The following is a 13,604-nucleotide window of genomic DNA, read 5'->3' on the forward strand; positions in this document are numbered from 1 at the left end:
GTGCGGGCGCTTCGAAGGCGATTCCGTTTCGGCGCGATATGGGCTAAAAGCGCCGCATGGCAAAACGAGTCACCGGCCCCGAAATCGAAAAACTCATCCAGCTCCTGGCGAAAGTGCCGGGGCTCGGACCGCGTTCGGCGCGCCGCGCCGCCCTGCATCTCGTCAAGAAGAAGGACCAGTTGCTGGGTCCGCTCGCCGACGCGATGGGCGAAGCGCACCGCAAGGTCCGCATCTGTTCCTGCTGCGGCAATGTCGATACGATCGATCCCTGCACCGTTTGTTCGGACGAGCGTCGCGACCACTCCGTGCTCATCGTTGTCGAGGACGTGTCCGATCTCTGGGCACTGGAACGCGCCGGCGCTATGAACGCCGCCTATCATGTGCTCGGCGGCACGCTCTCGCCGCTCGACGGCGTCGGCCCCGACGATCTCAACATAAAGGGTCTCGTCCAGCGCGTCGCCAATGGCGGCGTCCGCGAGCTGATCATCGCCGTCAATGCCACCGTCGAGGGCCAGACGACAGCGCACTACATCACCGACCAGCTCGAAGGCATGGAGGTGAAGATCACCCGGCTTGCCCATGGCGTGCCGGTCGGCGGCGAGCTCGACTATCTCGACGAAGGCACCTTGGCGGCTGCCCTTCGCGCCCGCACGTCGATCTGAGCGTCATTTCGGACGCTGCAATCCAACCGATGGGGAAGCCTTATGCTGAGACTTCTTTCACTGACGACCTTGCTGCTCTGTGGCTGGCTGGGGCTCGCGCAAGCCGCGACCAAAGCCGATGTCGAGGCGCAGTTTCGTACCTGGCTGCAGAATGATCTCTGGCCGGAGGCGAAGAAGGCCGGCATTTCCGCCGGATCTTTCAAGGCGGCGTTTTCCGACGTGAAGCTCAACTGGGACCTGCCGGATCTGGCGCCGCCCGGCTTCCCGAAGCCGAAGGAACAGAAGCAGAGCCAGGCGGAGTTTTCCTCGCCCGGAAACTACTTCTCGGAAAAGCGTCTGCAGGGGCTCGCCGCCACCGGCCGCAGCCTGGCTTCCACCCATGCGTCGACCCTGAAGAAGATCGAGCGCACCTATGGCGTGCCGGGCTCGGTGATCGTTGCCATCTGGGGCCGCGAATCCGGCTTCGGCCGCGCCAAGATCCCCTATCCGGTGGTCGATGTGCTCGCGACCAAGGCGTTTATGTCGACGCGGCCAGACCTGTTTCGCCGCGAGCTGATCGCGGCACTGCACATTCTCGACAGCGGCGATGTCGACGAGGCGGCGATGCGCGGCTCCTGGGCCGGCGCGATGGGTCAGCCGCAGTTCATGCCGTCGAGCTTCCTGCAATATGCCGTCGATTTCGATGGCGACGGCCGCCGCGACATCTGGAATTCGGTGCCAGACAGCCTGGCGTCGATCGCCAATTATCTGGTCAAGAAGGGCTGGCAGCGCGAGCGTGACTGGGGCTTCGAAGTATCGATTCCCGAAGCCGTCTCCTGTGCGCAGGAAGGGCCGGACCTCGCCCAGCCCCTGTCGAGTTGGGCGAACAAGGGGATCGTCAGGATTTCCGGCAAGGCCTTTCCGTCGCACGAATTGTCCGCATCTTCGATGATGCTGGTGCCCGCTGGTCGCCATGGGCCGGAGTTTATCGTCACGCCGAATTTCTACGTGCTCAAGGAATACAACAACTCCGACCTCTACGCGCTCTTCATCGGCAACCTCGCCGACCGCATTGCGACGGGCGGCGGCGCGTTCCGCGGCACCTGGGGCGACGTCGGCAACATGCTGCGCTCGGACGTTCTGAAGATGCAGAAGGCGCTGGTTGCCAAGGGTTACGACGTCGGCAAGGTCGATGGTCTCCCCGGCTACAAGACGCGCCGTTCGCTCGGCGACTGGCAGGCAAAGAGCGGCCTTGCCGCCACCTGCTTCCCCGATGCTTCGCTGAAGGCGAAGCTGCGGTAGAGCCAATTGCAGCCGGAGGCGCTGGTGCGCCGACTGCCGAAAAGAAAAGGCCCCGTCACCGGGGCCTTTTTCGTTGCATGGTCGAGATCGGCGCGAGGGCCGGCACAAGCTAGTGCATGTCCACATTCACCTGGCGCTTGTAGCGCTCGTAATGGGTCGGCACGATCGTCTGGCGCTCGATCATCCGGTGCACGCGCGGGGGTGCTTTGCCGCTATGCAGCGCCGTCAGCCTGTCGCCGACGGCCGCGTCCGCCTGGGTGCGCCGCTGGTTGTGACGCACATATTCAACCCAGGTCGGCACGTGGTAGGTCTCGGTCCAGGTGGTCGGGTTTTCGAGGTCGCGCATCAGCGCCCAGTGTCCGGCGCCGTCACGGATGCGGATGCGCCGCCGTTCCGCCATCGTCGTCAGGAATTCCGGGATATCGTCGTCGGCGATCTCGTAGTCGATCATGATGACGATCGGGCCGCTGCGCGGTTTCAGGTCCAGTTCGAGCGGCGGCTCGTTGAAGCGGTTCAGCGGATCGAGGTTGAGCGAGGTGAATTCCGGCAAGGGCAGGCGAAAACCGACCACGACGCCGGCGAACATCAGCAGACAGGAGCCCATCAACGCGTTGGCCGCGCCATATTGCTCGGCGGCCGTACCCCAGAGCCAGCTGCCGCCGGCAATGCCGCCGAAGGTCATGGTCTGGTAGAGCGAAAGGGCCCGGCCAACCACCCAGCGCGGCGTCGACAGCTGCACCGTGGTGTTGAACAGCGACAGCGCCAGCACCCAACAGGCGCCGGAGATGAGCAGCACGAGACAGCTCAGCCAGGCATAGGTGCTCCAGGCCGTGATCGCGGCGCTGGCGGCAAAGCCGGTGAAGGCGATGCGCACGATCGCCTCGCTCGAAAGCTTCTCGCGCAGGCGGGCGGAGAGCAGCGCCCCGCCGATCGCGCCAAGGCCGAAGGCGCCGAGCATCAGACCGTAGGTGAGCGGCCCACCCTGAACGAGGTCGCGGGCGACGAGCGGCAAAAGAGCGAGGATGGCGCTCGCCGAAAGGCCGAAAAGGAAGCCGCGCAAGAGAACCTTGCCGATGTTCGGCGACATCGCGACGTAGCGCAGGCCAGCCGAAATGGCGCGCCCCAGCGTCTCGCGCGGCAACGTGCTCGTCGGCACCTCGCGACGCCAGCGCACCAGCGCAAAGAGGATGGCGAAATAGCTGAGCGTATTGGCGAAGAAGGCAGCCGCCGCACCGAGCGCCGCGACGATGGCGCCGCCGATCGCCGGGCCGACGCTTCGGGTGATGTTGAAGCCCATGCTGTTGAGCGCGACCGCTGCCGGCAGGTCTTCGCGCGGAACCATGTCGCCGACCGACGCCTGCCAGGACGGGTTGTTGAGCGCCGTGCCGCAGCCGATGAGGAAGGTGAAGAGCAGGAGCAGCCAGGGCGTGATCAGCCCGACATAGGCACAGATCGTCAAGAGCGCCGAGACGAAGAGCATGAAACACTGCGCCACCAGCATGATCCGCCGCCGGTCGAAATTGTCGGCAAGCGCGCCAGAGACAAGCGAGAAAAGCATGATCGGCAGCGAGGTCGAAGCCTGCACCAGCGCCACCATGTTCGCCGACGAGGAAATGGAGGTCATCAGCCAGGCGGCCCCGACCGATTGAATGAGGCCGCCGAAATTGGAGGCGAGGCTCGCGATCCATATCGTGCGGAAGATATCGTGCTTGAAGGGGGCAAGCGGCGAAATACGGGTTGGCACCTCGTCTTCTCTCTTCGTTTCTTGATTGTCGTCTCGAAGCGGTTCGTCTCCTGTTATAGGCCCGACAACGCGAAGTGCCACCCGCTGAAACTGACCTTGTTGGCGAAGATGCTCGCCGGCGGTTCGTCCGGCCATTTGCGTCGGACGGCCCAATGCCTTGCAATTTGCGGCGATGGGGCGTATATGAGCCTCAAATTCTTGATCGGTAGATGAAGAGTGGGCCCGTCAGGACCCGCTCTTTTTTATTAGCCGGTCCGATGAGGAGATGATCGTTTGTCCGATACGACAACGGCTGAAAATGCAAATGAACCCCGCCTGATCACCGAAACCGGTCTCGACCAGCGCGTCGCCGACATCATCGAGCCGGTGATCGTGCCGATGGGCTACCAGCTCGTGCGCGTGCGCATGTCGGGCCAGAACGGCATGACGCTGCAGATCATGGCAGAGCGCACCGACGGCACCATGACCGTCGAGGACTGCGAAGAGATCTCCAAGGCCATTTCGCCGGTGCTCGATGTGGAAGATCCGATCGACAAGGCGTATCATCTCGAAGTGTCGTCGCCGGGCATCGACCGCCCGATGGTGCGCAAGTCCGACTTCTTCCGCTGGCAGGGTCACCTGCTGAAATGCGAGACGTCGGTTCTGGTCGATGGCCGCAAGCGATTCCGCGGCAAGATCGTTTCTGTCGATGACGACGGTTTCCGGCTTGAGCGCGACCAGGTGGCCTATGGCGAGGAGCCCGTCGTCGTGATCCCGTTCACCACGCTTTCCGAAGCGCGGCTGATCCTGACCGACGATCTGATCCGCGATGCGCTGACGGCCGACAAGAAGGCCAAGGCTGCGCGTGCCGCGAACGAGAATTTCGAAGACGAAGATTCACCTATTGAGGAATAAGTCGGGCGGAGCTTGAAAGCCCCCTGCAACCCAACGGAGACAAGACATGGCAGTCAGTGCTAACCGGCTCGAGCTTCTGCAGATCGCGGATGCTGTCGCGCGTGAAAAGGTGATCGACCGCGAGATCGTTCTGGCCGCGATGGCCGACGCGATCCAGAAGGCCGCCCGCTCGCGCTATGGGTCGGAATCGAACATTCGCGCCGACATCAACTCCAAGACTGGCGAAATCCGCCTGCAGCGTCTTCTGGAAGTGGTCGAGAAGGCTGACGACTACTCCACGCAGATCCCGCTCGAGCTTGCTCGCGATCGCAATCCGGACGCCAAGCTCGGTGACTTCATCGCCGACCCGCTGCCGCCGATGGATTTTGGCCGCATCGCCGCCCAGTCGGCCAAGCAGGTCATCGTGCAGAAGGTGCGTGAAGCCGAGCGCGACCGTCAGTTCGACGAGTTCAAGGATCGCGTCGGCGAGATCGTCAACGGCACGGTCAAGCGCGTCGAATACGGCAACGTCATCGTCGACCTCGGCCGTGGCGAAGGCATCATCCGTCGCGACGAGATGATCCCGCGCGAAAACATGCGCTACGGCGATCGCGTCCGCTCCTTCGTCTACGACGTTCGCCGCGAACAGCGCGGCCCGCAGATCTTCCTGTCGCGTACCCATCCGCAGTTCATGGTGAAGCTCTTCACCATGGAAGTGCCTGAAATTTACGACGGCATCATCCAGATCAAGTCGGTTGCCCGCGACCCGGGTTCGCGCGCCAAGATTGCGGTCGTCTCCAACGATAGCTCGATCGATCCGGTCGGCGCCTGCGTCGGTATGCGCGGTTCGCGCGTTCAGGCCGTCGTCGGCGAGTTGCAGGGCGAAAAGATCGACATCATTCCGTGGTCGCAGGATCCGGCATCGTTCATCGTCAACGCGCTGCAGCCGGCGGAAGTCGCCAAGGTCGTTCTCGACGAAGACGCCGAGCGCATCGAAGTGGTCGTTCCCGACGAGCAGCTGTCGCTCGCCATCGGCCGACGCGGCCAGAACGTTCGCCTCGCTTCGCAGCTGACCGGCTGGGATATCGACATCCTGACCGAGCAGGAAGAGAGCGAGCGCCGCCAGAAGGAATTCACCGAGCGCACCAACCTCTTCATGGATGCGCTCGACGTCGACGAAATGGTCGGTCAGGTGCTGGCTTCGGAAGGCTTTGCCGCCGTCGAGGAGCTCGCCTATGTCGATCTCGACGAAATTGCGTCGATCGACGGTTTCGACGACGAGACCGCCAACGAAATCCAGACCCGCGCTCGCGAGTACCTGGACCGGATCGAGGCGGAAATGGATGCCAAGCGCCGCGAACTCGGCGTTGCCGACGAACTGCGCTCAATCGACGGCCTGACGAGCCAGATGCTCGTTGCGCTGGGCGAAGAAGGCATCAAGACGGTCGAGGACTTTGCTGGTTGCGCCGCTGACGATCTCGTCGGCTGGAGCGAACGCAAGGACGGCGAGACCAAGCGTTTCGAAGGCACCTTCTCGAAGTTCGACGTCTCGCGCGCCGAAGCCGAAGCCATGATCGTTCAGGCCCGCCTCGCAGCTGGCTGGATCACGCAAGAGGACCTGGCAAGCGAAGAGGTCGAAGGTGAAGAGCCGATCGACGTTGCCGAAGGCGCCGAGCAGGACGCTTAAGGACGATGATCGCCTCTGATCATGCCGACAGCCTGCCTTCGGACGCCCTGCCCACGGATGGGGGGCCGAAGGATCGCAACGGCAGCACGCGGACCTGCATCGTCACCCGTGAAAGCGGTTCGCCAGACGAGTTGATCCGCTTCGTGGCTGGGCCAGACGGTCGCGTCGTTCCCGATCTGAAGCGTCAGCTTCCGGGGCGCGGCTGCTGGGTCAAGGCCGAGCGGACGCTGATTGAGAAGGCGGTGGCGAAGAAGTTCTTCGCCCGCGCCCTGAAGGCGGACGTCAAGGCCGACGCGACGCTCGCCGACGATGTCGACCGGCTGCTCGCCGAGCAGCTGGCCGGAATGATGAACATGGCGCGCAAGGCGGCCCAGTTCATCTCCGGCGCAACGAAGACGGAGCAGGCCGTCAGGGGACTGGCGGCACTCGCCGTGTTTCACGCGTCCGACGCTGCGGCCGACGGCGTGCGCAAGATAGACCAGGCCCGCAAGGCGATGAGCTTTGTGGCCGACGATGAAATGGAAATACCTTCGTTCCGTCCCTTCACCGGGGCGGAAATGGAGGGCCTTTTAGGAAGTAATGCTTTTATCCATGCCGCAGCGCTTGCAGGGCAGGCGGGTGAAGGTGTAGTGAAGCGCGCAATCATGCTCGAAAAGTACCGAGGATCCGTCCCGGTCCGGGCCGACGGCGGCGCTGGCAAGCCACAGCAATGACCCGCGTCACCGGCACAGTCTGGCATCGCGTACATTGTTTGAGACAATTTGGAAGACAGGGTCAGGTGATACGCATCCGGCCCTGATCGCTAGGAACGGAACGGAATGACCGACAACAACGACGACAAGACAGGCAGCGCAGCGGGCAAGAAGACGCTGACCCTGAAGCCCCACGGGGTTTCGCAGGGGACCGTGCGTCAGGACATGGGCCGTGGCCGCACCAAGGCGGTCGTGGTCGAAACCAAGAAACGCCCCTTCCACCGCCCCAAGGACGAGCGTCCGATCACACCGGTTGCTGCAGCTCCCGCTGCGCGCCCGGCCGATCAGCGCCCGGCTCAGCCGCAGCCTTCGGGTCGCCCGGCACCGCAGCCGCAGCAGCATTCGACGCGTCAGGAAGCCAACCAGGCCAATCGTCCGCGCGTCGGTGTCGTTCTGAACCAGCTATCCGCCGGTGAGATCGATGCGCGCCGCCGTGCTCTGGCCGAAGCCCAGATCCGGGACGCCGAAGAAGCGGTCATCCGCGCTGAGAACGAAGCACGCCGCAAGCGTGAGGAAGAAGCCCGTCTCCAGCAGGAGAAGGAAGAAGCCGCACGCCGCGCTGCCGAGGAAGCAGCCCGCGCGGCTGCCGAGCCCGAAGCCAAAGCCGAAGTTAAGGCCGCAGAGGTTGTTGAAGAGCGCCCCGTGGCTGCTCGCGCACCGGCTTCCACCGAGCGTCGCGTTGACAGCCGCCCGCAGGCCGGACGGCCCGCCGACCAGGCAGGTGGACTTCCGACCCCGGCTCCGGCCGGCGCACTGCGCGGCCGTAAGGTCGACAACGAAAAGGATGACGATCGTGGTCCGCGTCCCGGCGCAGGTCCGGCGCGCGGCAAGGTCGTGCGTCCCGAGCCTGCCAAGGTTCCGGCCCGCCCGAAGGGCGACGACGGCCGCCGCCAGGGCAAGCTGACACTGACCACCGCTGCCGACGAGGATAGCGGCCAGCGCGCCCGTTCGCTGTCGGCCATGCGTCGCCGCCAGGAGAAGTTCAAGCGCAGCCAGATGCAGGAAACCCGCGAGAAGATTTCGCGCGAAGTCATCCTGCCCGAGACCATCACCATTCAGGAGCTGTCGCAGCGCATGTCTGAGCGCGCCGTTGACGTCATCAAGTTCCTGATGAAGGAAGGTCAGATGATGAAGCCCGGCGATCTGATCGATGCCGACCTGGCCGAACTCATCGCCGGCGAATTCGGCCACACGGTCAAGCGCGTTTCGGAATCCGACGTCGAAGAGGGCATCTTCAACGTTTCGGACACGGACGAAGAAATGGAACCGCGTCCGCCGATCGTCACGATCATGGGTCACGTCGACCACGGTAAGACCTCGCTGCTCGATGCGATCCGCCACGCCAACGTGGTGGCCGGCGAAGCCGGTGGCATCACCCAGCACATCGGCGCCTACCAGGTCGAGCAGAACGGCAACAAGATCACCTTCATCGACACCCCCGGCCACGCGGCGTTCACCGCCATGCGTGCTCGCGGTGCCCAGGCGACCGACATCGCGATCCTGGTGGTTGCGGCTGACGACAGCGTGATGCCGCAGACGATCGAATCGATCAACCACGCCAAGGCGGCCGGTGTTCCGATCATCGTGGCGATCAACAAGGTCGACAAGCCGTCGGCAAATCCGCAGAAGGTTCGCACCGAACTGCTGCAGCACGAAGTCTTCGTCGAATCCATGGGCGGTGAAGTCCTCGACGTGGAAGTGTCCGCCAAGAACGGCACCAACCTCGACAAGCTGCTCGAAGCGATCCTGCTTCAGGCGGAAATCCTCGACCTGCGCGCCAATCCGAACCGGACGGCCGAAGGTACGGTCGTGGAAGCCGAGCTTGACCGCGGTCGCGGTGCGGTTGCCACCGTCCTCGTTCAGAAGGGCACGTTGCGTCCGGGTCAGATCATCGTCGCCGGTGATCAGTGGGGCCGTGTGCGCGCGCTCGTCAACGACAAGGGCGAACACGTCAAGGAAGCCGGTCCGTCCATGCCGGTCGAGGTTCTCGGCCTGTCCGGTACGCCGGCAGCCGGCGACAAGTTCGCCGTCGTCGAGAACGAAAGCCGTGCTCGCGAGATCTCCGAGTACCGCCAGCGTCTCGCCCGCGAGAAGCAGGTTGCCCGTCAGTCCGGCTCGCGCGGTTCGCTCGAGCAGATGATGACCCAGCTCCAGACCTCCGGTCTCAAGGAGTTCCCGCTGGTCATCAAGGGTGACGTGCAGGGTTCGATCGAAGCGATCGCCGGTGCTCTCGACAAGCTCGGAACCGACGAAGTGCGTGCGCGCATCGTGCATTCGGGTGCCGGCGGTATCACCGAGTCCGATATCTCGCTCGCCGAGGCATCGAACGCCGCGATCATCGGCTTCAACGTCCGCGCCAACTCGCAGGCCCGTTCGGCCGCCGAGCGTGCCGGCATCGAAATCCGCTACTACAACATCATCTACGATCTGGTAGATGACGTGAAGGCGGCGATGTCGGGCCTGCTCTCGCCAGAGCGTCGCGAAACCTTCCTCGGCAACGCCGAGATCCTGGAGGTGTTCAACATCACCAAGGTCGGCAAGGTCGCGGGTTGCCGCGTCACCGAAGGCAAGGTCGAGCGTGGCGTCGGTGTCCGTCTGGTTCGCGACAACGTCGTTATCCACGAAGGCAAGCTCAAGACCCTCAAGCGCTTCAAGGACGAAGTCTCGGAAGTCAATGTCGGTCAGGAATGCGGCATGGCCTTCGAGAACTACGAAGACATCCGCGCCGGCGATACGATCGAGTGCTTCCGCGTCGAGCATATCACCCGGACGCTCTAATGGGCCTGAAAGCCCGGCAAATCTGCACAACGGCGGCCCTGGCCGCTGTTGTGTCGTTTTGGTGGACGCCGGCCTTCGCGGAAGTCTGCGACAAGATCTATCCCGAATGGGATGGTCAGAAATTCTCGGTTCTCAACGAGGTGGCCGCTTTTCTGACCAATTGGGTCGGCCTGGCGGCGCTTTTCTGTCTCGTTACCGGTTCAGCGGTTTTGCGCCTTCGGGCGCTGCTTTGGGTCGGGAGCCTTCTCGGCGGCCTCCTCCTCCTGGTGGCCATTACGTCCTGGGGAGATGCCGCGCACCAGGTATGGCAGTCGGCCATCAATGAGGGTTGCGCACATCCGCAGTTCGAACTGATCCAACTGCTGTCCGCGCTCGTGTTGACCGCTACGGGCGTCTTTCTGGGACTGCGTCGAAGAAAGCGGGCGCAGGCAATCAGAGCTACCCGTGCCTGAGGCACGGAAGGTATATTACGCTGAAGAGTAAAACGGTTTGCCGCCCCGAGCGGGCGCAATACCTTGGAAAGCAACGACCATGAGCAAAGCCACATCCTCTGCCCCCTCACAGCGCATGCTGCGCGTCGGCGAACAGGTGCGCGCTGCCATCACCCAGGTTCTGCAACGCGGCGAGGTCCGCGATCCGGTGATCGAGAAGACCGTCATCGCGATTTCGGAAGTGCGCATGTCACCGGATCTGAAGATCGCCACGGCCTATGTCACGCCGCTTGGCGTGCCCAACCATGCCGAGGTCATCGACGCGCTCAACCGCAATGCCAAGTACATTCGCGGCCGCCTCGGCCCGCAGCTGCGACAGATGAAATACATGCCCGACGTTCGTTTCCGCGACGATACGAGCTTCGACAATTACAAGAAGATCGACGAGCTCTTGCGTTCGCCGGAAGTCAGCCGCGATCTCGACCAGACCAGCGAAGACGAAGAATAGTAGATTTCATGTCCAAACCGCGTAAGCCCAAGGGCCGCCCGATCTCGGGCTGGCTGATCCTCGACAAGCCGCTCGACTTCGGCTCCACCGAAGCTGTCTCGAAGATCAAGTGGCTGTTCAAGGCCCAGAAGGCCGGCCATGCCGGCACGCTCGATCCGCTGGCCTCCGGCATGTTGCCGATCGCGCTTGGCGATGCGACGAAGACCGTTCCTTACGTCATGGACGGCCGCAAGATCTACGAATTCACCGTCGCCTGGGGCGAGGAACGCTCCACCGACGACCTCGAAGGCGAAGTAACCCATTCCTCGGCCGAACGGCCGAACGAAGAGGCAATCCGCGCGCTTCTGCCGAAATACACCGGCGTCATCAGCCAGGTGCCGCCGCAGTTCTCGGCGATCAAGATCGATGGCGAACGCGCCTATGATCTCGCCCGCGACGGCGAGACGGTCGAAATCCCGGCCCGCGAGGTCGAGGTCCACCGGCTGACTCTGCTGGGTGCCGCACCCAACCTGGCCCACTTCGAAATCGAATGCGGCAAGGGCACTTATGTGCGCTCGCTCGCCCGCGACATGGGCCGCGACCTCGGCTGTTTCGGCCACATCGCGTCGCTGCGCCGCACCTTCGTCGCGCCCTTCGGCGAAGAGGACATGGTGCCGCTTGCCGACCTGGTGGCGTTGGAAAAGATCGAGGACGACCAGGAACGTCTGGCGGCACTCGACGCCTATCTGATCGAGACCGGCGAGGCGCTTTCCAGCCTGCCGCACGTGCCTGTCAATGACGACCAGGCGCACCGTCTCAGGATGGGCAATCCCATTATCCTGCGCGGCCGCGACGCACCGCTGGCGACGCCTGAGGCCTATGCCACGGCGCGCGGCAAGCTGGTCGCGATCGGTGAGATCGCAGAGGGCGAATTCCGCCCCAAGCGCGTATTCGCGGGAAGCTAAGCACCCGGAACCATTTGCCTTTGCTTTATCCTTGACGCATGATCCCGGCATGGGTTCCCAGGCCATCCGAGGTGATTCCGTTTCCGTATCGCGTTTCGTTGCCGTTTGGCGGTTGCGCCGCTTGCGGCGGCGTGCGCCGAAGGCGTTGATGCCGCCGGCAGGGAACCGCAAGGGACGTTGCAGGTGACCGGTGTGACGGAGGAAGGAAAGCGCAGGGCAAGCGATGGCCTGGCGGCGATGGTTGATCGCGCCCGTCATCGGCTGACCCGCCCGTTCAGTTTCTATCTGACGTCGCTGCTGCTGGTCGCCATCGTTCCGGCCTTCATCTTTTCGCTGGTCGTGCTGAAGCGCAGCGTCGACGCGCAGGAACAGGTCATCACCTCGCTGCTGCAGGCCTCGACCGGATCGGTGACGCGCATCGTCGAGCGCGATATCGAGGGCATGTTGACGACGCTGAAGGTGCTGTCGACCTCGCGGGCGATCGAGGACGACAATTTGCAAGCCTTCTACGAGAGAGCCTCGACGGCGCTCGCGCAGACGGATTCCTATCTGATCGTCATCGATCGCAAGCACGAGCAGCGGCTTAACACCCGCGTCCCCTTCGGCACTCAGCTTGGCAAGGGGTCGGATGCGGACTCCATCGAGCGCGCCTTCACCAATAGCGGCGCGCCGCTCGTCTCCAACGTCTTCTTCGGCAAGACCGCCGGAAAATGGGTGTTCAACGTTTATCTGCCGGCAAAACTCTCGACCGGTGAGGAGTATCTGCTGGCGTTGACGCAAAACGCCGAGAACATGGCCAAGGCCGTCAACCGCGATACGCTGTCGCCTGGTTGGAACGCGGCCCTCGTCGACGGCGCGGGAAAGGTCATCATCTCCTCGGACGCGGCGGTCAAGGCCGGGGAGCCGTTCTTCCTCGACAAGGTTCCGGCGATCAGCATCGGCGTTCGCAACATCAAGGAGAACGGCACGGAGTACCGGGTGGCGACCGAATTCTCGGTGATCACCGGCTGGCGGATCATCGCCTGGGCACCGCGGGCGATCGTCGATGCTCCGGCCGTCTGGTCGTTCCTGTGGCTTTCGCTCGGCGGCATCATCTTTGCCGGCATCGCGATCGCCGGTTCGCTGGCAATCGCGCGGCTGTTGTCGCAGGGCGTCAAGCTCGTGGCGCAGGATGCCCGCCGCCTTGGCGCCGGCGAGCGGATCGAGCCGCGCCCGCATATGATCGCCGAGGTCGAACAGGTCTCGGCAGCTCTGGCCCGTGCGGCGGCCGCGCGCACCAAGGCGGAGAGCGAAATCCGTTTCTTGATGCGCGAGGTGGCGCACCGCTCGAAGAACCAGCTGACGGTGATCCAGTCCATGCTGAACCAGTCGGTCTATTCGGCCGAGAGTGCCGCTGATTTCGCCGACAGTTTCCGCAAGCGCATCGCCGGGCTCGCCCGCTCCACCGACCTTATGATCGCCAACGCCGCCCAAGGGGTCGATTTCCGGGAACTGGCCCAGAACCAGCTTCAGCCATTCACGCCTGACGATCCGAGGCGGGTGATCCTGTCCGGCCCGCCTTTGCGGCTCGAGACCCAGATCGCCCAGACACTCGGCATGGCGCTGCACGAGCTCGCGACCAATGCGACCAAATATGGCGCGCTCGCCAACACCTCAGGCGTCGTCAAGCTGAGCTGGTCGCTGGAGGATGAGGGCATTGCCATACGCTGGCGGGAGGAGGGGGCCGATCTCGCGGACAAGCCCTCAGATCCGATCCGCAAGGGGTTTGGCACGCTCGTGCTCGAACGCATGCTCGGCATGGCCCTGAATGCGGGGCTCGAGCGGATGATGCATGCCGACGGCATCGAGTGGCGGATCACCGTGCCGCGACCGGCCGAAGGGGATGACGCGCCATGACCTGCCGCCGTCACTTTTTCTCCCTCGATCGGGGCCGCACTCCTGCCG

General features: G+C 63.8%; 11 protein-coding genes. 10 read left to right on the forward strand and 1 reads right to left on the reverse strand.

Annotated elements, in window-relative coordinates; genetic code table 11:
- Positions 1–56: 56 nt before the first annotated feature.
- Together recR and IB262_RS07830 are read left to right on the forward strand one after the other, a co-directional pair.
- On the forward strand, positions 57–662 hold the full coding sequence (recR, locus tag IB262_RS07825; protein ID WP_029742358.1) for a recombination mediator RecR: 606 nt from the start codon (positions 57–59) through the stop codon (positions 660–662).
- Between the two features lie 42 nt (positions 663–704).
- On the forward strand, positions 705–1,943 hold the full coding sequence (locus tag IB262_RS07830) for a lytic murein transglycosylase (protein WP_029742359.1): 1,239 nt from the start codon (positions 705–707) through the stop codon (positions 1,941–1,943).
- A gap of 109 nt (positions 1,944–2,052) precedes the next feature.
- On the opposite strand, the gene IB262_RS07835 is transcribed toward IB262_RS07830, so the two are convergent.
- Entirely contained in the window at positions 2,053–3,687 is a 1,635-nt protein-coding gene (locus IB262_RS07835; protein WP_029742360.1) for an MFS transporter, read from the reverse strand.
- Positions 3,688–3,960: 273 nt separating this feature from the next.
- Here IB262_RS07835 and rimP point away from each other — a divergent pair, with 273 nt between their 5' ends.
- From rimP to IB262_RS07875, 8 genes are all read left to right on the forward strand, one after another.
- Positions 3,961–4,581, forward strand: a complete 621-nt coding sequence (gene rimP / locus IB262_RS07840; RefSeq protein WP_029742361.1) for a ribosome maturation factor RimP — start codon at positions 3,961–3,963, stop codon at positions 4,579–4,581.
- Positions 4,582–4,627: 46 nt separating this feature from the next.
- Complete coding sequence (gene nusA / locus IB262_RS07845) at positions 4,628–6,247, forward strand: transcription termination factor NusA (protein WP_029742362.1); 1,620 nt, start codon at positions 4,628–4,630, stop codon at positions 6,245–6,247.
- A gap of 5 nt (positions 6,248–6,252) precedes the next feature.
- Positions 6,253–6,960 (forward strand): RNA-binding protein, encoded by a 708-nt coding sequence (locus IB262_RS07850; RefSeq protein WP_089043097.1) that lies wholly within the window; start codon positions 6,253–6,255, stop codon positions 6,958–6,960.
- A 105-nt stretch (positions 6,961–7,065) separates the two neighbouring features.
- A complete protein-coding gene (gene infB / locus IB262_RS07855) occupies positions 7,066–9,777 on the forward strand; it encodes a translation initiation factor IF-2 (protein ID WP_034804758.1) in 2,712 nt (903 codons plus the stop codon).
- A complete protein-coding gene (locus tag IB262_RS07860) occupies positions 9,777–10,229 on the forward strand; it encodes a hypothetical protein (RefSeq protein WP_029742365.1) in 453 nt (150 codons plus the stop codon). Before infB ends, IB262_RS07860 begins: the two co-directional genes overlap by 1 nt.
- Before the next feature lie 79 nt (positions 10,230–10,308).
- On the forward strand, positions 10,309–10,716 hold the full coding sequence (gene rbfA, locus IB262_RS07865) for a 30S ribosome-binding factor RbfA (protein ID WP_029742366.1): 408 nt from the start codon (positions 10,309–10,311) through the stop codon (positions 10,714–10,716).
- A gap of 8 nt (positions 10,717–10,724) precedes the next feature.
- Positions 10,725–11,660 carry a tRNA pseudouridine(55) synthase TruB gene (truB, locus tag IB262_RS07870; RefSeq protein ID WP_034804752.1) on the forward strand — a complete coding sequence of 312 codons (936 nt, stop codon included), beginning with the start codon at positions 10,725–10,727 and terminating at the stop codon, positions 11,658–11,660.
- A gap of 183 nt (positions 11,661–11,843) precedes the next feature.
- Entirely contained in the window at positions 11,844–13,556 is a 1,713-nt protein-coding gene (locus IB262_RS07875; protein WP_162728885.1) for a sensor histidine kinase, read from the forward strand.
- Positions 13,557–13,604: the final 48 nt, after the last annotated feature.

Source organism: Ensifer sp. ENS02, from assembly GCF_014851885.1.
Taxonomy (GTDB): domain Bacteria; phylum Pseudomonadota; class Alphaproteobacteria; order Rhizobiales; family Rhizobiaceae; genus Ensifer; species Ensifer adhaerens.

What these genes read in the sequence shown, in the direction of transcription:
- nusA (WP_029742362.1), top strand. Translation starts at nt 4,628, where the DNA reads ATGGCAGTCAGTGCTAACCGGCTCGAGCTTCTGCAGATCGCGGATGCT.
- rbfA (WP_029742366.1), top strand. Translation starts at nt 10,309, where the DNA reads ATGAGCAAAGCCACATCCTCTGCCCCCTCACAGCGCATGCTGCGCGTC.
- infB (WP_034804758.1), top strand. Translation starts at nt 7,066, where the DNA reads ATGACCGACAACAACGACGACAAGACAGGCAGCGCAGCGGGCAAGAAG.
- IB262_RS07860 (WP_029742365.1), top strand. Translation starts at nt 9,777, where the DNA reads ATGGGCCTGAAAGCCCGGCAAATCTGCACAACGGCGGCCCTGGCCGCT.
- recR (WP_029742358.1), top strand. Translation starts at nt 57, where the DNA reads ATGGCAAAACGAGTCACCGGCCCCGAAATCGAAAAACTCATCCAGCTC.
- IB262_RS07830 (WP_029742359.1), top strand. Translation starts at nt 705, where the DNA reads ATGCTGAGACTTCTTTCACTGACGACCTTGCTGCTCTGTGGCTGGCTG.
- IB262_RS07850 (WP_089043097.1), top strand. Translation starts at nt 6,253, where the DNA reads ATGATCGCCTCTGATCATGCCGACAGCCTGCCTTCGGACGCCCTGCCC.
- truB (WP_034804752.1), top strand. Translation starts at nt 10,725, where the DNA reads ATGTCCAAACCGCGTAAGCCCAAGGGCCGCCCGATCTCGGGCTGGCTG.